Raw genomic sequence first — 21,019 nt, 5'->3', positions numbered from 1 at the left:
TCAATCAGGTATATGCAAGCTTTAGTTAAAATAAGGTTAATTTAAGCAACTATTTGTATTAAATAGTTATATGTTCGTCAATTCGAGCTGTTTTACAGGAATATGATTGTATTTTAATGCGTGCTTTTGTTAAAGTCCCGCCTGTCCTATCCTGTAGGACATCCTGTTGATGATGCATCTGAAAGGGTGCAACAAATTGATAGCTTCTCCCCAGTTTGCTATACCGGCCTACCAACTTGTTTGGTGGGCCGTTTTTTGTTTTACGCCTGAAAATCCTATCTAATTAATTCTTTATTGCGCTATACCAATTGTATTATTCATTCGTCATTTCGAGGTGGTTTGGGTACATCGCAGGTGATACCATCGAAGTGATATTATTTTTATTCTTTTCATTTTATTACTAAGGAGTGCGTTATGTTTAAAGCATTAGCTATTGCAGGTTTTTCTTTATCAAGTTTAGTTATTTCTAATGTTGCTCAGGCCAATTGGCAGCTAGTGAATGATAAAAGCCAACTAAGCTTTGTTTCAATTAAAAAAGATTCGATTGCTGAAGCTCACCATTTTACTAACCTTGAAGGTATGCTTTCTGATAAAGGCGAGTTTAGCGTTAATGTTGATTTAACATCAGCCGAAACTCTAATTCCTATTCGTAATGAGCGTTTAACGACATTTTTATTCGAAGCCGCTAAATTCCCCAATGCTGTTTTAACTGCAAATTTAACTAAAGAACTGAGCAATATTAAAAAGCCTGGTCAATATGTATTGAAGGGTATTAAAGCTGAGCTTGATTTTCACGGTAATAAAAAGCCATTGGCAATTGATGTACTCGTTAACAGCACGCAAAGTGGTGATTTAACGGTATCATCATTAACACCTATTATTATTAATAGTGATGATTTTGGTGTAACTGAAGGCGTTAAAAAGCTGCAAGAGCTAGCGGGCTTACCTTCAATTGCAACAGCAGTGCCTGTTACATTTGCAATTACACTTAAAAAACAGTGATTTCTTTAAGTGAGCTTAGCAAGCAATTAAGCGAGCCAAGCAAACCTTTTGATAGTTGGCAGCCTAATCATTGTGGTGAACTACCAATTGTCATTAATCATGAGGGGAAATGGTTTTACGATGGCAGCGAAATAACACGCCCAGCCATGGTGAAGCTGTTTGCTTCTGTTCTATGTAAAGAAGGTGAGCAATTTTATTTAAAAACACCTGTCGAAAAAATAACAATAACGGTTGATGATGCGCCGTTTATTATTGTTGATTGGCGTTTTGAAAATACAGTGCAAGGGCAGGTGTTGTGTTGTATTGATAATTTAGCTAGGCAGTGGTTGGTGAGCGCTCAGCAGCCTTTAGTTATAAAAGACTATAAAGGGTCAAAAGTACCTTATCTAAAGCTACCTTATGGCTGTAGTGCGCGTGTTGCGCGAAGCGTATATTATCAGTGGGCTGAAAAAGCCGAGTCTGATAAACTCGGCTATTTTATTAAATCTGCAGGAAAGCAGTTTTATTTATCGTAACGCCAGCGTTTAAGCCTCTGGGTTTGTTTCGTCTGTTATTGTCTCATCGGTAGGTGGTACAGCAATAACAGGACCTAAAAACCATTCATCTAGTTTTTTAGCTACTTCTGGTAAACCCGTGCCTTTTAATGATGAAAATGCATGAACTGTAATATCCCCATCAAGTGTGCTTAATTCACGACGAACTTGCAGTACTTGTGATTTACGAGGGCCTTGCTTTAATTTATCGGCTTTAGTTAATAGTGCCAATACTGGAATTTCACTACCAATAGCCCAATTAATTAAATCGCGGTCTAAATCTTTTAATGGATGACGAATATCCATTAAAATAACAATACCTTTTAAGCTTTGACGCTTTTGTAGGTATTCACCTAGCGATTTTTGCCATTTCTTTTTCATTTCGATTGGTACTTTAGCAAAACCATAGCCTGGTAAATCGATAAGGCGCATATCGTCAACATCAGCTAAATCGAATGTATTGATTAGCTGAGTACGTCCAGGTGTTTTACTTGTACGTGCTAGCTTCTGATCGGTTAATGCATTTAATGCACTCGACTTACCTGCGTTGGAGCGACCGGCAAACGCAACTTCAATTCCCGTATCAGCAGGTAATTTAGTAATGTCGGGAGCGCTTGTTACGAAAGACGCAGTATTATATTTGATACGAGATTTGAGCACAGGCTCTCCTAAAACTTAAATAAATAACGTTGAGTAAACCAAATTCACTCAGGGCGCGTATTTTATACTATAAAGGATGTATTAAAAAGCGTATTTAACCACCTAAAAACAGCACCTATGGTACATTTAAAACATGTTAAAGCTTAATCTAAGTCAAAACCCTGTAAATTATAAGCTTAATATGTGTAGAAAACGTGCCAGAGAATTTATTATCGTGTAGAATATATGTATTACAACATCACGATTGTAGATGATACAGGGTCGGAAACAGAGAATTCACCATGAAAAAAATAGCACTATCTTTAACAATATTGCTTGGTGCGTTGTCAGCAAGCAACGCAACAGCATTTGATGGCGATGTAAACGCAGGTAAAGAAAAATCAGCAACGTGTGCGGCTTGTCACGGCCCAGACGGTAATGCGCCGGTTAATATTTACCCTAAAATTGCAGGTCAACATCCAGATTATATCCTTAAGCAACTTCAGGATTTAAAATTAGGTATGACGTCAGGCGGCAAAGAAGGGCGTATGGATCCAGTAATGAGCGCTATGGCTATGCCACTTAGCGAGCAAGACATGAAAGATCTAGCTGCTTATTTTTCTTCAATGAACATGTCTGAAGGTGCTACACCTAAAGATGTTGTTGAAGTTGGCGAGATGCTTTTTAAAGCAGGCGATGCAGAACGTGGAATTCCATCATGTGCAGCATGTCATGGCCCACGTGGTAATGGCTCGTCACTTGCTAAGTTTCCAAAAATTTCTTTTCAGCATCCAGGATATATCAAGGCTCAACTTGAAAAATTCCGTGATGGTACTCGTCATAATGACTTAAATGGCATGATGGGCGATATTGCAAAAAAATTAACAGATAAAGACATCGAAGTACTTTCTCAGTATTTAGGTGGCTTACACTAAAGTCGTATTTATTTAGCAGTTAATAATAAATAAACTACAATGTGTTAAAAAAAGCAGCCCAGGCTGCTTTTTTTGTGTCAAAAATTAACGATATCGTCCGTTTCAATGTAAGACATTGACCATGTCTGGTTGTAAGAAAAGTCTTCTTTTTATTTTTGATTATTGATTAACTTATTGTAATTTATGTTTATTTTTATATCTCAATGTAATAAAGATAATAAAAGTTATATAAACCAGTTGTAACAAAATCATTAACGAGTAAATTAACCACTGTCGCAAAACAACAATAACAAAACGGAAATAACTATCAAGGAAAGTAACGCGGCATGACTACATAGCATAAGATTAGTGCTACTAAAGGAAATAATAAAAAAGTGTCAGGATGACCGAAAATAATAAAAAACTCATGGAAGTTTAATAATAAAAACAAAATGGAATGTAACAAGGAACGTAAAAATAATAACAATACGGACTGATAATAATAAAAATAATAAAGACTAAAAAAAGTCGAAGGGAGAAGTGTCCAGATAATGGCGCTCAGATTAGCAGGCGGTAGAGATGTTTTCTCTACCGCCTTTTTATTTGTCCTGTTACAATACCCACCGTTTAAAATTAGCGATTAATTAGCTAAGGCGCTTTTAAATGAGAGACCCAACCTCTAAGCGCAAACTGAATTCTTCTGGCTAGGCCAGCACTGCGATGCCCATTAATTTGCGCTTCGCTCAAAACCTCTTAAGTGAGATGATCAAGATATGAGTAGAACTAAAAAGTCACGCAAAAGCCCAGCAAACGGACCTGTTCGTTTAAGCCAAGATAAGCTTAAAGAAATGCGCGCATTAAAAGAGCAGCGAGTTAAAAAAACCAAAGGCGCTAAGCCAGGTTCTCGTAACGCGCCAGATTTACTAGATAGCGAAAGCCATAATGGTGGTCACGCGCCTAAAGATAAGCGTGTAGGCAGTAAAAAGCCGGTACCATTAATTGCAACTGCGCCTGAACCTAAAGTTGAAATGAAACGCAACTTAAAGCCAACTATTGAGCTGAAAAAGGTAATCGAGCCTGAATTTACACCTGAACAAGAGCTAGAAGCACTTGAGAATGACGAGCGTTTACTTAAATTAGTAGAGCGTCATGAAGAAGGTGAAATGCTAACTGGTAAAGATGCTAAGTACTTTAATAGCCGTATTGCTCGCCATCAGGCGTTATGTGAAATTCTTGGTATTGAAGACGAGGATGAAGACGAATTTGAAGATGACCTTGAAGATGATATTGAAAGCAAAGGCAATTCTGATTTCGATCAATACTTATCTGACGATTTAGCCAACGAATGGTTAGATGAAGACGACAAATAGTAAGGATAAATAATGAGTACCGCGGTAATTTTAGCCTTACTTTTAGGCGCTGCTATAATAGTTGGTCTGGCATTTTATGCGGGTCAGTTGCTGTATAAGTTAAATGCGCAAAAAAAGTTAATTGCTAAAACGCAGGCTGAACAAAAGCAAAAGCTTGAGAAGTCGCGTTTAAAGCGAAATGCCAAACTAGCCGATAGTATTCATTTAATTGCGCGTGCAATGAATGAAGAGCAGTGTGAGTTTTCTGAAGGCTGTTTACGTATTTGGGTACTTATGTCTCAATATGGCTTTGAGAGCGAGCGTGATTTAACGACACAATATCCTGGCATTTATAAAATGTACCAGGTAGTTAAAGAAATGCCGACACACGATGCACGTAAAAAATATGCTAAAAAAGAAATTTTTAAGCTAGATAAAGCTCGCTGGCAAGCTGAAGAAACACTTAAAGATGAAGTTAAAGCCGATTGCGCTAAAATTATCATCGAGTTTAAAGCCGCTCCTGGCAGCGATAAAGTAGTTTTTAACTAGCTTTAGTTTTTCGAGTACTCAAAAAAAGCAGACCTTGGTCTGCTTTTTTTATGCGTAAAAATTTTCATACTAATTGCATTAAATTAGTATCAGTTAAATCACTCGTGAAAAACGCGTCGCATTTATTTGTTTTTGTAAATGAGCGTCAAAGCACATGCAAATAATACGAATGAATAAGTTGCCGCGTGGCGTTACGCTAATTTTATTATCATTTATAGTGACTAGTTCATCTTTTATAAGCGGCGTAAGCGCAATTAACGCATCCTCAAAGTAGTCATTAAATATAAGCGCATGCTTTTCGCTAAAGTCTTGTATATCTAATTCAAACTGGCAAATGAGCTGCTTAATTGCATCAGCACGAATTACATCATCATGCGTTAAGTGCATACCTTTATTAAGGGCACAGCCGATTTGTGTTTCGATGCTGTGGTAATAATGTTTTAATTCTTTTTGATTTTGTAAAATGGCAGTGCCAATTTGTGAAATTGATGACACGCCTAAGCCTAATAAATCACAATTTCCATGGGTTGTATAACCTTGAAAATTACGATGTAACTTGCCTTCATTTTGCGCAATAGCTAGTTCGTTATCGGTTTTTGCAAAGTGGTCCATACCAATAAATTGATAGCCTGCTTGCGTCATCTGCTCCAGCGTGTTTTTAAACATAGTGAGTTTATTATGTGCACTGGGTAAATCTGCATCTTTAATCTTACGCTGTGCGGCAAAGCGCTCTGGTAAATGCGCGTAGTTAAACACCGATACTCGGTCAGGGCTTAACTCAATAAGTTGCTCTATAGTTTGCTTAAAGCTCTCTGGCGTTTGCAGAGGAAGCCCGTAAATCATATCTGCATTAATAGATTGAAATCCCAGCTCGCGAGCTTGTGTAATTAATTGCTTAACCGTATCTGCATTTTGCGGGCGATTAACAGCAAGTTGCACGTCGTCGTTAAAGTCTTGAATCCCAAATGAGACACGGTTAAAGCCAAGCATCCTTAAATCAACGAGCATATTATCGGCAAGTGAGCGTGGGTCTATTTCAATGCCGCGCTCTGTTGTGCTTGTAAAATTAAAGTGCTGCTCTAAAAGCTTAATTAGACGAGTCATTTGTTTTGCGGTTAAAAAGGTGGGAGTACCGCCACCTAAATGTAATTGCTCAACCGTGTAGTTTTTAAATAAATGAGCTTGGGCAGTAATTTCTTTTGCTAAAAAGTCGAGGTACGTATCTGCCTTAGATTGATGGCGGGTAATTATTTTATTACAACCACAGTAGTAGCAAAGCTGGCTACAAAACGGGATATGAATATATAGAGAAAGTGAACGACTCGTTGACGATTCTACAGCGCTTAGTAGGTCTTGTTGTTGATACCCGTCACGCAGTGATAGAGCGGTGGGATACGAGGTATAACGCGGGCCAGACACATTATATTTGTTTATTAGGGTTTGATCCCATTGTGGAAGTTTAATCATCACGCGCACCTAAGTATTTATTTAGGGGGGGATTATAAAAAAGTACGCAGTGAGGCGGTTTGATCTATAACAAAAAAGGTGCCGAAGCACCTTTTTTAATAAAATATCAATTAATGCGGTCTAATTAATACGTAACGGTATGAGCATCTTTGAGATATTGAAATAACTCTTTATAACCTTTACCCGGCTTTTCAGCTTTCGCTTCTTTTGCCGCATTACGAACCAATTGACGCATTTGCTGACGATCAAGAGACGGAAACTGTTCAATAGTCTCATTGATAAGGTCATCACCTTGTTCAATTAGGTCTGAACGTAATTGCTCAATTTTTTTGACCAATACTTCAGCTTGGTTATTTTTATTAAGCATTACATCGATAATCGCTCTAATAGCGTCAATGTTCTCTACAGTACGCAACGTTTTAGCAATGTAGTTTAAGTGACGGCGGTACGCGTCACTTTTATTACTTATTTTATCAGCAACAACCATTGCCGCTTTTAAATCGTCATTTAATGGCAGGCGTTCGCGCTGTTTTTTACCCATTTTGGCAATTTCAGTACCTAACTGATGAAACTCTTGCGCTTCACGCTTAAGTTCCGTTCTTGATACATATTCAATTTCTTCTTCAATTTCAGCAGGCTTGCCTTTTTTCTTTGCCATGGGGTGCTCTTAAATAAAAATAACTTTTGCCATTATACATGAATATGATACTTAGGAATATTAGCTGATGTGATGCATTGAGTGTGTTAGCATTTAAATATAAGAAATGCGTGCATTATGCCTCTAAGGCTCAGGACTTAATTTATGAAAAGCCAACAAAACGATCCAATTTATTCTCAAATATCGCAAGTTAAAGATGCGGTAGCAGAAGTACTCGAACATGCCAAAAAATTAGGCGCAACAGCTGCAGAAGCGGCTATGTCTAGCACGTCTGGTTTATCGGTTAGTACACGAATGGGTGAAGTAGAAACCATTGAGTTTAACCAAGACGGCGGCTTAGGCATTAGTGTATACGTTGGTAATAATAAAGGTTCGGCGTCAACCGCTGATTTAAATCCAAAAACATTGCGCATGGTAGTCGAAAAAGCGATTGATATAGCCAAATTTACATCGGATGACCCATTTAACGGCGTTGCTGATAAAGAATTGCTTGAATTTAATCCTAAAGATTTAGATTTATACCATCCTTGGGATGTAAGTCCTGAGGAAGGTATTGAGCTTTGTCATGCTGCTGAGCAAGCTGCATTAAACGCAGATGAGCGTATTGTTAACTCTGATGGCGCGAGTTTTTCATCTCACCAAGGATTACGTGTTTATGGTAACAGCCATGGTTTGATAACTGGCTTTCCACGCACTCGTCATAGCATTAGTACGATGGTAATTGGTCAAGATGGTGAGCAGATGCAACGCGACTCTGCTTATACTGTTGCACGCGACCAAGCGGGTTTAAATGACGCAGCGGCAGTTGGGCTTGAAGCAGCAGCTGAAACATTGGCTAAATTAAATAGCCAAAAGTTAGGCACAATGAAAGTGCCTGTTATTTTTAGAGCCGATATTGCAAATTCATTGTTTGGTCACTTAGTGTCGGCAATTGGTGGTGGTGCGCTTTATCGTAAATCAAGTTTTTTACTTGATAGCTTAGGCACACAAGTATTTAGTAATTGTGTGAATATTGCCGAGCGCCCACATATTTTAAAAGGGTTGGCGTCGTCACCGTTTGATAGCGAAGGTGTTAAAACATTCGATAGGGAAATTATTCAAGGCGGCGAGCTACAAACTTATTTATTAGCAAGTTATGCCGCGCGTAAAATGAATATGACCCCAACAGGGCATGCTGGCGGTATACATAATTGGCTTGTTGAGCAAACTCATAACGATTTAACTGCACTATTAAAAACGATGGGCACCGGCTTATTAGTTACAGAGCTAATGGGGCAGGGCGTAAATACCGTAACGGGTGATTACTCTCGTGGTGCTGCTGGTTTTTGGGTTGAAAATGGTGAAATTCAATATCCAGTAAGCGAAATTACCATTGCTGGTAATTTAAAAGATATGTTTAAAGGCATATCTGCTATTGGTGGTGACATCGAACGCCGTGGTGGTATTCAAACTGGCTCAGTATTAATAGAGCAAATGCAAATAGCCGGCGCGTAGTATTAATACGCAGTGTATACTTAGACCTAGAGTATTATCTCTGGGTCTAAGTGAGCTTTTACGAGGTGTAAAATGGCTAAAGATAGATATGCACCAAAACCGCTAACCGATATTATGGCGGGGTTAAATAATCGTTTATCAGCTTATGCAGGCAAAAGCCAAGCACTTGATACACAGCAAACCCTATTAAAAGATTTTTTGGGTCCTAAGTTGGGTGATAAATGCCGAGTCAGTAATTACCGAGACGGCACGTTAATGATAGAGGCGGTATCTGCACCTATCGCGCTTAGGCTTAATTATTTAAAAATGGATATGCTTTCACATTTTAGAGCTGCCGGAATGGCAGAGCTCGGGCAAATAAAAATAACTGCAAATCCTCAAGCAACTCAGAGATTAAGTACAGCGAATAAGTCGGGCAGTCCTGCAGTTACCAACTCACGTAAAATGAGTGAGCAAACAGCTGATTACTTAAACGCGATAGCATCTTCTGCACCCCCTTCTTTAAAAGAAAAACTAGAGCGTTTAGCGCTTCACGGAAAAAATAAAAGTAAGTCTTAACTACCCACCATCTTGTTATTGGTGGGGCTAATTTGGCAGCTCACCGCATTCAAAATACTTTGTTACATATTCCATTTTATTGTTGGCTTAATGAGGTTTATGATACTGCATGGGCTTTATATTGATCGAAAGCTCTTTGATACCCATTCCATTAAGTAAAAGCGTGTAGGCAGTGCTATTTTTACTCCTGCTATATTCAAGAATTTAATGGAGTTGGTATGTGATACCAACCTGCATAAGTCTTTGATCAATTTAACGAATTAAATTGCACTATAACGTCGTTAAAAATTTTTTATTTAGAGCAACTAGATACAAAAAATTTTGCCTGGTTCTAGCGTAATTTTCTTAACGTTAAATAGACCCCATATATAAGCAGGTTGGTATGATTCAATTCTAACTAACAAACGGAATAATTATGAATAAAGTAACAATGGCTGCTGCAAGTATCGCACTTGCGCTTGGCTTGGTAGGTTGTGGTGAAAAACAACAAGAAACAAAAGTAACCGACACTCCAGTAGTAACAGCACCCGCTGAAAAACCACTAGAGCTTGGTATTGAATTAGCTAATATGGATAGTTCAGTACGCGCACAAGACGATTTTTACTACCATGTAAATGGTCAGTGGTTAGCTAAAACTGAAATACCAGGTGATAAATCTAACTACGGTTCTTTTTCGCAGTTATATGATGAGTCGCAAAAAGCGATGAAAATAGCCCTTGAAAGTGCAGCCGCAAACAAAGCCGCTAAAAAAGGCAGTGATGAGTACAAAATTGGTGCATTTTATAAAAGCTATATGAATAAAGATGCGCGTAATGAGCTAGGTATTACGCCATTACAACCGTCATTAGATACAATTGATAGCGTTAAATCTAAAGCTGATTTAGTGGGTTTAATGGCTAAAATTCAAAAACAAGGCGGTACTTTACCGTTTGGTTGGTTTGTAAATAACGATGCTAAAAACTCAAGCGAGTATGCATTGTATTTATCTCAGTCGGGTCTTGGTTTACCAGATCGTGACTATTACTTAAAAGATGACGAAAAATTCACTAAAATTCGCGCTTCTTACGAGCAATACATCACTGATGTTTTAGCTAAGTCAGGCGTTAAAAATGCAGCAGAAGCTGCTAAGAGCGTACTTGCATTTGAAAAAACACTAGCTGATGCTCAGTGGAGCCGTGTGCAAAGCCGTGATGCAACTAAATCTTATAACAAGATGACAGTAGCAGATGCAAGCAAGTTGATGGGTGACCTTGATTTAGCTGCATTCTTTAAAGATGCAGGCGTGAGTGCAAGTGACATTATTGTACGTCAACCAAGCTACTTAGAAGCACTTGCTACTATTTACAAAGACACTGATTTAGCGACGTGGAAAAACTACTTAAAATTTCATTTTGTAAGTGGTTATGCAGAGCTACTTAGTGAAGATTTAGTTAACCTTAACTTTGACTTTTACAGCACAACACTTCGTGGCGTAGAAGAACAAGCACCTCTTTGGAAGCAAGCAGTTGATGCCTCTAACAGTGTACTTGGTGAAATTTTAGGTAAGGTATACGTTAAAGATAACTTCCCGCCAGAAGCTAAAGCACGCATGGAAGAATTAGTTGATAACGTAATTAAAGGTTACGGTGTTGCTATTGAAAATCTTGAGTGGATGAGCCCTGAAACAAAGCTTGCAGCGAAAGAAAAACTAGACAAATTTACACCTAAAATTGGTTACCCAGACACGTGGAAAGATTACTCAGAGCTAGATATTAACTCAGATGAGCTAGTAGGTAACTACATTCGTTATAGCGAATGGGCATACGCAGACATGATTGCTAAATTGGGTAAACCAGTTGATCGCTCTGAGTGGCACATGACTCCGCAAACAGTAAATGCGTATTACAATCCAGTAAACAACGAAATTGTATTTCCAGCCGCTATTTTACAACCGCCATTCTTTAATTTAGAAGCGGATGATGCTGTAAACTACGGCGCAATTGGTGCAGTAATTGGGCATGAGCTTGGTCATGGTTTTGACGACCAAGGTGCTAAATACGACGGTGATGGCAACTTACGTAACTGGTGGAGTGAGACTGACCTTAAGCAATTTGAAGAGCGTACAGCGGCTTTAGTTGCACAGTATAACGAATATAAACCGTTTGAAGATGCAAGTGTTAATGGCGAGCTAACGCTTGGCGAAAACATTGGTGACTTAGGTGGCTTAACGGTTGCGCATAAAGCGTATATGCTGTCTTTAGGTGATAAAAAATCACCAGTGATTGATGGTTACACAGGCGATCAACGCTTCTTTATGGGTTGGTCACAAATTTGGCGTCGTAACTATCGCGATGAAGAGTTACGTAATCGTTTATTAACAGACCCTCATTCACCAAGTCACTACCGTGTAATCGGTATCTTGTCGAATATGCCTGAGTTTTACGAAGCGTTTGACGTAAAAGAAGGTGATAAAATGTATATCAAACCAGAAGATCGCGTAAAAATCTGGTAATTGCATATAAATAACAAAAAACCAGTAAGTTTTTAGCTTACTGGTTTTTTTGTATCTTGAATTTGTAAATAACCTGAACTATGGATAATAAATCTATCTCAAGCAGCTATTTTTAGCGCTAACTGCGTTGAATTTACTTGCAATAGGCCAGCTATTGACGCGTAAATTCGCCTTGTTTTCACTAAAAATCTCTGGCTAGAGAAAATAAATTTAAATATCACCATGATTCAATACGTTAATAAATCTCTTAACCAGAGTTCAGGTTAAATAAGCTTTAGCTCATTAAGCATTGGTGCATCCATTTTTCGTTACTGAGTATGTTTTTATAAAGCGCGAGTTGGTTTTGTGCTCGCTCTAAATTATGCTCTGCATGAGCCACTTTAAAGTACACATCGTTATTTAAGTAATCAGTTAAAAAGCGCACACTTAACATGAGCGGCATTATTTTAGCGCCTAGCAGCAGGCTTTCTTGTTCTTTTGTACTCATGCCGCTTTTTAATGGCGTTACATAGCCTTTAACAATGGCTGAAAATATATCTTTTCGAATAATAACGTTGTGCAAGTTTGTTGAATCCTCGGCTTCGGGGGAGCAGAAAGTGCGTACCATGTCGCCAAAATCATAAAGCCTAAATCCCGCCATGCAGGTATCTAAATCAATCACTGCTTTTGCTTTGTGAGTTGCACTACAAAACAGCATATTATTTATTTTTGTATCGTTATGACACACTCTAAGTGGTATCTGCTTAGCTATGCTATTAAGCTCGGTGATTAAATGTTGCTGCGATAAGCAATATTCTATTTCGTTAGCGCAGTGCTTTACTCTATTTACAGAGTTATTTGTGATTGCGGTATTTAATTGCTCAAAGCGCATCGCTAAGTTATGAAAATCAGGAATTACAGTATGTAGTTGTTGTGTATCAAAATCTTGTAATGCATGAGCAAATACGCCAAAGGCGTAAGCCGCTTGCTCGCTCTGTTGCGCATTTTTAACAACGTCTTCGCTGTAACTGTCACTAATATAGTTGAGGACGCGATAATGCGTGCTATCAATTTCTATTAAGTGTTCGTTGTTTTGTATGGCTATATGCTTAACTGTTTCAAGGGGGTAGTTGCTTTGTAGTTGTTTGGTATTTAAATGCTGCTCAATTAGCTTTGCATTACTTACTAACTGAGCAGGGTATTTAAATACCTCAGTATTAAGTTTTTGCACAATAAACTGTTTATCAATACACGTAAGTAGCCATGTACTATTTATATGGCCGCTACCAATCACACTAACTTGAGTTAACTCAGGATTTAATGCTAATTGTTCGCTTAGCTTATTTTGTATTGAGATGTTCATTGTGCTCACTTGTACCTAGTTTGTTATGCGTATCGGGCTACTATTTTCTCGATAATTTCAGCGTTAGCTTCAGGAAAATCATAATTTTCTAATTCACTAATTGCTACCCATTCACTAGGTTGCCCTTCAGCGCCATGTGCTTCACCGCTAAAGTTACTTACTACGTGTACATCTAATTTAACGCACTTATCGCCGTAGTCATGTTCAATCACCATAAGTTGACTAGAGCTGTGAATTGTTAATCCAACTTCTTCAATAAGCTCGCGTTTAAGTGCAACAAAAACACTTTCACCTGCTTCTACTTTGCCACCAGGAAATTCCCATAAACCGCCTTGATGTTGTTCATCTGCGCGTTTACAAATGAATATAGCGTTATTTTTCTTAATAACACCAACAGCTACATGTACAATTTCTATAGTCATTACTTTAAAACTCCATAAAAAAAAGCGACGCTAGCGCCGCTTTTTAATAAGCTAATAACAATATTGGGCTATTTTAATTTACCGCAACATTGTTTGAATTTTTGACCTGATTTACAAGGACAAGGGTCATTACGACCTACTTTTGGTTCTGTACGAGCCATTACAGTAGCTGTTTCTGGTGCTGGCGCTTCGCCACCTACTTGCTCAGCTTCTTCATGTTGGTATTCGCGAGGAGCATTTTCACTTTTACGGTGTTGCTCTTCTACTTTTTCAACATCTTCTTCTGCGCGTACTTGTACTTTACTTAGGATGCTTACAACATCTACTTTCAAGTTTTCAAGCATTTCAGAAAACAGCTCAAACGATTCACGCTTATACTCTTGCTTAGGATTCTTTTGCGCGTAACCACGTAAATGAATACCTTGACGTAAGTGATCCATAGCAGCAAGGTGATCTTTCCAATGCTGATCAAGACTTTGTAGCATAATCGCTTTTTCGAATTGACGTAAAACAGAGTCGCCAACTTGCTCTTCTTTTTGCTTGTACGACTGCTCAACCGCCTGCTCAATACGCTCACGAAGTTTTTCTTCGTATAGTTTATTGTCATCTGCTAACCACTGAGTAATTGGTAATTCAATTAAGAAGTCTTGTTTTAAACGTTCTTCAAGGCCAGGAATATCCCACATTTCAGCAAGGCTTTGTGGTGCAATGTATTGATCAATTACACTAGCAAGAACATCACCACGAATTGCTGTGATAGTTTCTGAAATATCGCCTTCTTCAAGTAGCTCATTACGTTGAGAGTAAACAACGCGACGTTGATCGTTTGCTACATCATCGTATTCAAGTAGTTGCTTACGAACATCAAAGTTACGTGCTTCTACTTTACGCTGTGCATTTTCAATCGCACGGTTTACCCATGGATGTTCAATTGCTTCACCGCGTTGCATACCTAGTTTACGCATCATGTTAGTCATGCGTTCACCAGCGAAGATACGCATTAGTGCATCGTCCATCGATAGGTAGAAACGACTAGAACCGGCGTCACCTTGACGACCAGAACGACCACGTAATTGATTATCTATACGACGAGATTCGTGACGTTCAGTACCAATGATATGTAAACCGCCGGCATCAATTACCGCATCATGGCGAATTTTCCAAGCTGCTTTAATTTCAGCAATTTGCTCAGCAGTTGGGTTCTCAAGTTTTTCAACTTCACTGTTCCAGTTACCACCTAACACGATATCGGTACCACGACCGGCCATGTTGGTTGCAATTGTTACTGTACCTGGTAGGCCAGCATCTGAAACGATATCTGCTTCTTGCGCATGAAATTTGGCATTAAGTACGTTGTGCTTAATTTTTTCTTTGCGTAAAAACTGCGATAAATACTCAGAGCTTTCAATTGAAATAGTACCTACAAGTACCGGTTGTCCGCGGTCTTGACAGTCTTTAATGTCAATTAAAATTGCTTCGTATTTTTCTTCTTGTGTTAGGTAAACTAAGTCGGCGCGATCATCACGAACCATTGGCTTATTAGTTGGCATAACAACAGTATCTAGGCCGTAGATAGATTGAAACTCAAAAGCTTCAGTATCGGCAGTACCTGTCATACCTGCTAATGTTTCGTATAAACGGAAGTAGTTTTGGAACGTAATAGATGCAAGTGTTTGGTTTTCGTTCTGAATATTTACACCTTCTTTAGCTTCAACAGCTTGGTGTAAACCTTCTGACCAACGACGACCTTCCATTGAACGACCAGTATGCTCATCGATAATGATTACTTCGTTTTCTTTTACTACGTAATCAACATCTTTTTGGTATAGCTTGTGGGCACGAAGGGCGGCATAAACGTGACTTAGTAGCGTAATGCTTGCTGCTGAGTAAAGCGAATCGCCTTCTTCAATTAAGCCGCGTTCGGTAAGTAGCTCTTCTACTTTAATTTGACCACGTTCTGTTAAATGAACTTGCTTAGACTTTTCATCAATAGTGTAATCGCCGTCGCCTTCAACACCTTCTTCGTCTTCTTTTTCTTGAAGTTCAAGTAAAGGAACGATGGTGTTTATTTCAGTGTATAGCTCAGAGCTGTCCTCAGCTGGGCCTGAAATAATAAGCGGAGTACGCGCTTCATCAATTAAGATTGAATCCACTTCATCGACTACGGCATAAAATAATGGACGCTGAACACGTTCATCAATGCTAAAAGCCATATTATCGCGAAGGTAGTCAAAACCAAATTCGTTATTTGTACCGTACGTAATGTCAGCAGTATAAGCTAGCTTCTTCTGCTGTGGCATCATACCCGGTACGTTACAGCCTACAGTAAGGCCTAAAAATTCAAATAACGCACGGTTGGTTTCAGCATCACGTTTAGCAAGGTAGTCATTCACAGTAATTACGTGAACACCTTTGCCTGTTAAGCCGTTTAAATAAGCTGGTAGGGTAGCTGTTAGTGTTTTACCTTCACCGGTACGCATTTCTGCAATGCGACCTTGATGTAAAACCATACCACCTAATAACTGCACGTCGAAATGACGCATGCCATTTACACGCTTTGACGCTTCACGTACCACAGCAAAAGCTTCAGGTAGGATATCGTCAAGGCCTTGTCCGTTATCGTAACGTTCTCTAAACTCAGCTGTTTTAGCTCTTAAATCTTCATCAGAAAGCGCTTCAAGTTGCGTTTCTAGCGCATTGATTAGCGCGACCGTCTTTCTTAAGTTTTTAATAGTGCGGTCATTGCGACTACCAAAAAGCTTGGTAAATAAATTAGATATCATGATAAAACCGTTACAATGTATTCTTTGTCAGCCGAGTATCGGCTAACCCATTTTTAACAATTGGTAATTAATATGTGCTTTTAAATAACACTTAGAACATATTAATTAGCAATATTGTATTAAACCGCTCAAAAAGCACTGTTTATTACGTGCGCTACTATACCAGACTCTGCCAAACAACAAACTATCTCAATAAAAAGATCTGTGTATAAAATCGAAAAATTTGATCTGGTTCGTAAAAATAACTTTGTATTACTCAATTACAGTAAAAATAGTAGCGAACTGTAAAGATATGGTGCTAAATAAATTAAAAACAAGGGTTATAGCTGCGCTTAAGTTTGACGCTTAAACACAGCTATTAAATGAGTGTTTTATAATTTAAATTGGTTAACCGTTTTGTTAAGTGCTGCAGCTAAATCACTTAAGTCACGAGCTTCGTCAGCGAGGGTGTGCGCATGGTCAGCTGTACTGTTCACTAAGTTATTAATTGCCGAAAGGCTCGTATTAATATCTTCAGCTACGACTGTTTGCTCCTCAGTTGACGTGGCTATTTGATGACTTTGGTCTTGTACTTTAGTGACCGACTGCGCAATATTGTGAAGTGAGCTAAGTACTTCTTTAGTTTGCAGTACTGAGCCCTCGGTTTGATCTTGTCCTTGTTGCATCATCACTGAGGCCTGTTGAGCTATTTGCTGCAAGCGCGAAATCATATTACGAATATCGTCAGTTGATTCTTGTGTGCGACTTGCTAGTGAGCGTACTTCATCAGCAACAACGGCAAAGCCTCGACCGTGTTCACCGGCACGAGCTGCCTCTATAGCTGCATTAAGTGCAAGTAAGTTGGTTTGATCGGCAATTGAATTGATTACATCGACTAGCGCACCAATGTTATTACTTTCTTGCTCAAGGCCTGCAACCACTTTAGATGCTTCGCCAATATGCAACGCCAGTTCAGTCATTACTTTTTGCGCCTGTGTAGAACGGCTTGCACCTTCAGCTGTAATTGCCTGAACTTCTTCAGCTGCGTTATTTGTATGTTGTGCATTACATGATATTTCAAGCACAGTAGTCGCCATTTCAGTTACCGCAGCGCTGACGCTATCAACTTGCTGCTTCTCTTGCTGAATTTCAGAATTAGTTTGCTCAGAAACATGTCTTAGCTGAGCTGCTGCATTACTTAGCTGTTCTGCTTGCGCTGCGGTTTCTAGCATCATGGCGCGTAACTTATCAATAAAAGTGTTCATATGATTGGCCAGCTGTCCCACTTCATCTTGACTATTAATATCAATTTTTTGAGTAAGGTCGCCTTCACCCGATGCTATATCACGCATAATATGCGTAAGTGTTGTGATGGGTTTTGAAATCATATGGGTAGCCCATAAAATCATGGCTAATATAATAATTAAGATAATAACTACTGCAGTTGTTGTTGCGGTTACTGCGGCATTTACGGGCTCTTCAATCATGCTAGTAGGAATAAGTAGACCTACATACCAATCTATATGAGGCTGCTCTAGCTGCAGACGATGGTAAACCACATAAAACTGCTCACCTTTAAAAGTAACCATTTGGCTGCCTTTAAGGTTATTTCGCATTTGTGTATTTAATTCTTTAAAGCCTGCTGTATCTGTAAATTGTTGCTCAAGCGCATCGAGTCCTTCTTTACCGTTTGCACCTTCATCTGTAATTGAAAGTTTGTGTCCAGTGGCTTTTGAAAAGTGAACTACTTTTTGATTTCCATCGAGTAAAAATCCATACCCTTGGCCGTTAAAGCGAATATTTTCGACCATGTCGTTAATTTTGTTTAGTTGTAAATCAACACCGCCCATACCAATGAGTTTACGCTGTGCGTTATAAACAGGTTGTTGTACTACTGCAGATGCTACGCCTGTGGTTAAATCAACAGAGATTGGACCTACGTAAAGTTTGTTAACTTGAATGGCTTCTTGCCACCAACCACGCTTGTAGGCGTAATAAGGCTGGCCGTTGTAGTGACTTGTACGTTCATTTTCTTTAAAGTATTCACCGGTGGTTGCTGAGGCAAAAAAGGCCGATAAGATGTTTTCGTCGTTTGAGCTTAAACGCACAAAGTCTTGGTTTACTTCGTTGTAACCTGACGCGCTTTCGAGTGCTTGATCGCGAGTATCCCAATTTTCAAAAAAATTGATCAAATGTGGGTTATTAACAAAGGTTGATACCATTTTACCGTACATCGCAAAGTAACTTTGCATTGAAAGTTGCTCGGTCTGTAGATAACTTTGTGCTTCGTTTTCTATGTTTTCTCTAGAGAGATTAGCAATGTGTTTAACAAAAAATGTTGAGGCGATAATTAGTAAAACGGTAATTGTTCCACCAATCAATAATAATATTTTCTTCCGTAATGATAAATTATTTAGCATGAGTGCGCATATTTTTATTATTTATGAAATTATATCTAATCATATCTTACTTAAAATCTCTATAAAGTTAGATAGAAAGAACTAATTATGCGTTTAAAATAAAGGCTTATACAAAAATGACAAATAAAAGTAATAAATTAGTAGTATTAGGTGCAGGTTGGTTAGGGCATGCTTTATGCGTAAGTGCGCAAAAAACTGATTGGCAAGTACAAGGAACGCATAGAACAGATATACACGAGTTTGATTTTGAGCGTCAGTTTACACTTGAAGATGGGCAATTAAGACATCAAGTTGATTTACAAAATGCTTATTGGGTATGTGCTATTCCACCACGTAGCAGGCACAGTGAAAGTAATTATCCTGAAACACTCACCGCAGCGCTTAAGCTCTCAAAGGAGTTAAACGCAAAGGGCTTTTTATTATGCTCGTCAACCGGGGTATACGATCAAGAGCCTGGTGTATATAGCGAAAGTTGCGATATTTCATGCACAAACGAGCGCCAAATAAAGCTCTATGAGGCAGAAGAGCAAGTACTTGAGCAAGACGGGAAAGTGCTGCGTTTAGCTGGATTACTAGGGCCTAATAGAGAACCGGGTCGTTTTGTGGCAGGTAAAGAGCTCAATACATCAAGTGAGCAAGTAGTAAATATGGTGCATCAACAAGATGTAATTAATGCTATTTTTGCGGTGATAGAGCACTGGCAAGTAGGGCAAAATATTTATAATGTTGTTAATCCTGCGCACCCAACAAAAGCTGAATACTACGCAGTGAAGTGTGCAGAACATGGTGGCGAGTTACCACGCTTTACCAGTGATGATAAAGCTGAGCGCAAAGTTATTGGCTCAGCTATTGAAGCGCTAGGCTTTACTTACCAATATGGTATTTAATATGCTGAAGGCAGGGGACTGCTCTCTATGAAGTCGCATAGCTTACCTTTACTTAGTAATGTATTAGCAGCTTCGATATCTGGAGCAAAGTAGCGGTCTTTATCATAATAACTTACATGCTCGCGTAACAACGCTTTAGCGCTTTGCACTTTATGTGATGGTTCAAGCGGCTTTCTAAATTCTAGCCCTTGAACCGATGCTAACCATTCTATTGCCAAAACACCTTGGGTATTATTGGCCATTTCATCTAAGCGCCTTGCTGCAAAGGTTGCCATAGAAACATGATCTTCTTGATTTGCAGATGTAGGCAAGCTATCGACCGAAGCCGGATGTGCTAATGATTTGTTTTCTGACGCAAGCGCTGCTGCGGTAACTTGGGCAATCATAAATCCTGAATTTACACCGCCGTTTTCAACTAAAAATGGCGGTAATTTGGATAGGTTTGAATCGATAAGTAATGCAATTCGCCTTTCTGCTAATGCACCAATTTCGGCAATTGCGATAGCTAAGTTATCGGCGGCCATTGCAACTGGCTCTGCATGAAAGTTACCTCCCGATATTATGTCGCCTACATCGGCAAAAACTAGCGGATTATCGGTTACACCGTTTGACTCGCATAACAATACTTCTGCGGCTTGGCGTATCTGAGTTAGGCAAGCACCTAGCACTTGAGGTTGGCAGCGAAGGCAGTATGGATCTTGTACTTTTTCACAATTTACGTGGGAATCACTAATTTGAGAGTGCGTATCGAGTAGCTCTCTAAATACTTGAGCGGTGTCTATTTGTCCGCGCTGACCACGAATATCATGAATACGTGCATCAAATGGCGCGCGACTACCCATTGCAGCTTCTATGCTTATCGAGCCGATAACACAGCTTTGTGCATATAAGTTCTCGCTTCTAAATAGGCCTTGTAGTGCAAACGCAGTCGATGCTTGTGTGCCATTTAATAATGCTAGGCCTTCTTTAGCGGCAAGGGTAAGAGGTTCAAGCCCCGCTATTTTTAACCCTTGTGCTGCACTAATTATTTTTCCTTTATGTCGCATTTGACCTTCAGCTAATAAAGGTAGGCACATATGCGCAAGAGGGGCTAAATCCCCCGATGCCCCCACAGAGCCCTTTTTAGGCACGCACGGATATACTTCGCTACTAAGCAGCTGCATAAAAAATTGGATTACTTGCAGGCGAATACCCGAGTAGCCGCGCGAAAGTGAGTTTACTTTTAAGGTGATCATTAACCTTACTGTGCTGTCATCCATGTATTCGCCAATGCCGGCAGCGTGTGAAAGCACAATGGAGCGCTGTAATAATTCAAGTTCGTCGTCGGCTATTTTGGTATTAGCTAATAACCCAAACCCGGTGTTAATCCCGTATACAGTGCGGTGCTCATTAATAACGTTTTGAACGGTTTGCGCGCTTGCTGCTATTTGCGATTCAGCATGCTTTGCAAGGTTTAACTTTACCGGTGAATTATTAATTTTTCTCAGTGTGTTTAAATTAAGTGAGCCTGGTGTGAGAGTAAGTTCGAACAT

The 21,019-nt window shown here is 39.2% G+C and carries 17 protein-coding genes; 9 read left to right on the top strand and 8 right to left on the bottom strand.

The window, feature by feature from the left end; genetic code table 11:
- Positions 1 to 414 precede the first annotated feature (414 nt).
- Together I6E70_RS02200 and I6E70_RS02195 are read left to right on the top strand one after the other, a co-directional pair.
- Complete coding sequence (locus tag I6E70_RS02200) at positions 415 to 1,002, top strand: YceI family protein (RefSeq protein ID WP_007582084.1); 588 nt, start codon at positions 415 to 417, stop codon at positions 1,000 to 1,002.
- Positions 999 to 1,517, top strand: a complete 519-nt coding sequence (locus I6E70_RS02195; RefSeq protein WP_010553821.1) for a DUF1285 domain-containing protein — start codon at positions 999 to 1,001, stop codon at positions 1,515 to 1,517. Before I6E70_RS02200 ends, I6E70_RS02195 begins: the two co-directional genes overlap by 4 nt.
- A 9-nt stretch (positions 1,518 to 1,526) precedes the next feature.
- On the opposite strand, the gene yihA is transcribed toward I6E70_RS02195, so the two are convergent.
- A complete protein-coding gene (gene yihA / locus I6E70_RS02190) occupies positions 1,527 to 2,195 on the bottom strand; it encodes a ribosome biogenesis GTP-binding protein YihA/YsxC (protein WP_007377272.1) in 669 nt (222 codons plus the stop codon).
- 281 nt (positions 2,196 to 2,476) lie between these two features.
- Here yihA and I6E70_RS02185 point away from each other — a divergent pair, with 281 nt between their 5' ends.
- The 3 genes from I6E70_RS02185 to I6E70_RS02175 all read left to right on the top strand — a co-directional run bounded on the left by I6E70_RS02185 (position 2,477) and on the right by I6E70_RS02175 (position 4,986).
- Entirely contained in the window at positions 2,477 to 3,109 is a 633-nt protein-coding gene (locus I6E70_RS02185) for a c-type cytochrome (protein ID WP_024589909.1), read from the top strand.
- 752 nt (positions 3,110 to 3,861) lie between these two features.
- Positions 3,862 to 4,458: a Der GTPase-activating protein YihI gene (gene yihI / locus I6E70_RS02180; RefSeq protein WP_076925350.1), complete on the top strand. Its 597-nt coding sequence runs from the start codon at positions 3,862 to 3,864 to the stop codon at positions 4,456 to 4,458.
- A 12-nt stretch (positions 4,459 to 4,470) separates the two neighbouring features.
- The gene (locus I6E70_RS02175; RefSeq protein ID WP_010553820.1) at positions 4,471 to 4,986 is read left to right on the top strand and encodes a DUF2489 domain-containing protein; all 516 of its coding nucleotides are present in this window, start codon (positions 4,471 to 4,473) and stop codon (positions 4,984 to 4,986) included.
- A gap of 93 nt (positions 4,987 to 5,079) precedes the next feature.
- Here I6E70_RS02175 and hemN read toward each other — a convergent pair whose 3' ends face one another.
- Positions 5,080 to 6,453, bottom strand: a complete 1,374-nt coding sequence (gene hemN / locus I6E70_RS02170) for an oxygen-independent coproporphyrinogen III oxidase (RefSeq protein ID WP_165724889.1) — start codon at positions 6,451 to 6,453, stop codon at positions 5,080 to 5,082.
- A gap of 124 nt (positions 6,454 to 6,577) precedes the next feature.
- On the bottom strand, positions 6,578 to 7,111 hold the full coding sequence (yjgA, locus tag I6E70_RS02165) for a ribosome biogenesis factor YjgA (protein ID WP_007582068.1): 534 nt from the start codon (positions 7,109 to 7,111) through the stop codon (positions 6,578 to 6,580).
- Positions 7,112 to 7,255: 144 nt separating this feature from the next.
- On the opposite strand from yjgA, the gene pmbA reads away from it, so the two are divergent.
- The 3 genes from pmbA (at position 7,256) to I6E70_RS02150 (ending at position 11,654) form a co-directional block, all read left to right on the top strand.
- A complete protein-coding gene (gene pmbA / locus I6E70_RS02160; RefSeq protein ID WP_007582066.1) occupies positions 7,256 to 8,605 on the top strand; it encodes a metalloprotease PmbA in 1,350 nt (449 codons plus the stop codon).
- A gap of 72 nt (positions 8,606 to 8,677) precedes the next feature.
- Complete coding sequence (locus I6E70_RS02155) at positions 8,678 to 9,163, top strand: DUF721 domain-containing protein (RefSeq protein WP_024589904.1); 486 nt, start codon at positions 8,678 to 8,680, stop codon at positions 9,161 to 9,163.
- 415 nt (positions 9,164 to 9,578) lie between these two features.
- Complete coding sequence (locus I6E70_RS02150; RefSeq protein ID WP_010553817.1) at positions 9,579 to 11,654, top strand: M13 family metallopeptidase; 2,076 nt, start codon at positions 9,579 to 9,581, stop codon at positions 11,652 to 11,654.
- Positions 11,655 to 11,928: 274 nt separating this feature from the next.
- On the opposite strand, the gene I6E70_RS02145 is transcribed toward I6E70_RS02150, so the two are convergent.
- From I6E70_RS02145 to I6E70_RS02130, 4 genes are all read right to left on the bottom strand, one after another.
- A complete protein-coding gene (locus tag I6E70_RS02145) occupies positions 11,929 to 12,996 on the bottom strand; it encodes a phosphotransferase enzyme family protein (protein ID WP_197187937.1) in 1,068 nt (355 codons plus the stop codon).
- A 23-nt stretch (positions 12,997 to 13,019) separates the two neighbouring features.
- The gene (mutT, locus tag I6E70_RS02140; protein WP_007582062.1) at positions 13,020 to 13,418 is read right to left on the bottom strand and encodes an 8-oxo-dGTP diphosphatase MutT; all 399 of its coding nucleotides are present in this window, start codon (positions 13,416 to 13,418) and stop codon (positions 13,020 to 13,022) included.
- 68 nt (positions 13,419 to 13,486) lie between these two features.
- Positions 13,487 to 16,201 carry a preprotein translocase subunit SecA gene (gene secA / locus I6E70_RS02135; protein WP_010553814.1) on the bottom strand — a complete coding sequence of 905 codons (2,715 nt, stop codon included), beginning with the start codon at positions 16,199 to 16,201 and terminating at the stop codon, positions 13,487 to 13,489.
- A 371-nt stretch (positions 16,202 to 16,572) separates the two neighbouring features.
- The gene (locus I6E70_RS02130; RefSeq protein WP_197187936.1) at positions 16,573 to 18,600 is read right to left on the bottom strand and encodes a methyl-accepting chemotaxis protein; all 2,028 of its coding nucleotides are present in this window, start codon (positions 18,598 to 18,600) and stop codon (positions 16,573 to 16,575) included.
- Between the two features lie 116 nt (positions 18,601 to 18,716).
- Here I6E70_RS02130 and I6E70_RS02125 point away from each other — a divergent pair, with 116 nt between their 5' ends.
- Positions 18,717 to 19,487, top strand: a complete 771-nt coding sequence (locus tag I6E70_RS02125) for an NADP-binding protein (RefSeq protein ID WP_010553812.1) — start codon at positions 18,717 to 18,719, stop codon at positions 19,485 to 19,487.
- Here I6E70_RS02125 and hutH read toward each other — a convergent pair.
- Positions 19,484 to 21,019: a histidine ammonia-lyase gene (gene hutH / locus I6E70_RS02120; RefSeq protein WP_169044913.1), complete on the bottom strand. Its 1,536-nt coding sequence runs from the start codon at positions 21,017 to 21,019 to the stop codon at positions 19,484 to 19,486. The two genes, I6E70_RS02125 and hutH, sit on opposite strands and share 4 nt — an antisense overlap.

This window comes from Pseudoalteromonas sp. NGC95 (assembly GCF_015864705.1).
Lineage (GTDB): Bacteria > Pseudomonadota > Gammaproteobacteria > Enterobacterales > Alteromonadaceae > Pseudoalteromonas > Pseudoalteromonas arctica.
Note: the sequence above shows the minus strand (reverse complement) of the source record. Positions and strands in the feature narration are given on the sequence as shown.

What these genes read in the sequence shown, in the direction of transcription:
- I6E70_RS02200 (WP_007582084.1), top strand. Translation starts at nt 415, where the DNA reads ATGTTTAAAGCATTAGCTATTGCAGGTTTTTCTTTATCAAGTTTAGTT.
- I6E70_RS02185 (WP_024589909.1), top strand. Translation starts at nt 2,477, where the DNA reads ATGAAAAAAATAGCACTATCTTTAACAATATTGCTTGGTGCGTTGTCA.
- yihI (WP_076925350.1), top strand. Translation starts at nt 3,862, where the DNA reads ATGAGTAGAACTAAAAAGTCACGCAAAAGCCCAGCAAACGGACCTGTT.
- I6E70_RS02175 (WP_010553820.1), top strand. Translation starts at nt 4,471, where the DNA reads ATGAGTACCGCGGTAATTTTAGCCTTACTTTTAGGCGCTGCTATAATA.
- hemN (WP_165724889.1), bottom strand. Translation starts at nt 6,453, where the DNA reads ATGATTAAACTTCCACAATGGGATCAAACCCTAATAAACAAATATAAT.
- yjgA (WP_007582068.1), bottom strand. Translation starts at nt 7,111, where the DNA reads ATGGCAAAGAAAAAAGGCAAGCCTGCTGAAATTGAAGAAGAAATTGAA.
- pmbA (WP_007582066.1), top strand. Translation starts at nt 7,256, where the DNA reads ATGAAAAGCCAACAAAACGATCCAATTTATTCTCAAATATCGCAAGTT.
- I6E70_RS02155 (WP_024589904.1), top strand. Translation starts at nt 8,678, where the DNA reads ATGGCTAAAGATAGATATGCACCAAAACCGCTAACCGATATTATGGCG.
- I6E70_RS02150 (WP_010553817.1), top strand. Translation starts at nt 9,579, where the DNA reads ATGAATAAAGTAACAATGGCTGCTGCAAGTATCGCACTTGCGCTTGGC.
- I6E70_RS02145 (WP_197187937.1), bottom strand. Translation starts at nt 12,996, where the DNA reads ATGAACATCTCAATACAAAATAAGCTAAGCGAACAATTAGCATTAAAT.
- mutT (WP_007582062.1), bottom strand. Translation starts at nt 13,418, where the DNA reads ATGACTATAGAAATTGTACATGTAGCTGTTGGTGTTATTAAGAAAAAT.
- secA (WP_010553814.1), bottom strand. Translation starts at nt 16,201, where the DNA reads ATGATATCTAATTTATTTACCAAGCTTTTTGGTAGTCGCAATGACCGC.
- I6E70_RS02130 (WP_197187936.1), bottom strand. Translation starts at nt 18,600, where the DNA reads ATGCTAAATAATTTATCATTACGGAAGAAAATATTATTATTGATTGGT.
- I6E70_RS02125 (WP_010553812.1), top strand. Translation starts at nt 18,717, where the DNA reads ATGACAAATAAAAGTAATAAATTAGTAGTATTAGGTGCAGGTTGGTTA.
- hutH (WP_169044913.1), bottom strand. Translation starts at nt 21,019, where the DNA reads ATGTTCGAACTTACTCTCACACCAGGCTCACTTAATTTAAACACACTG.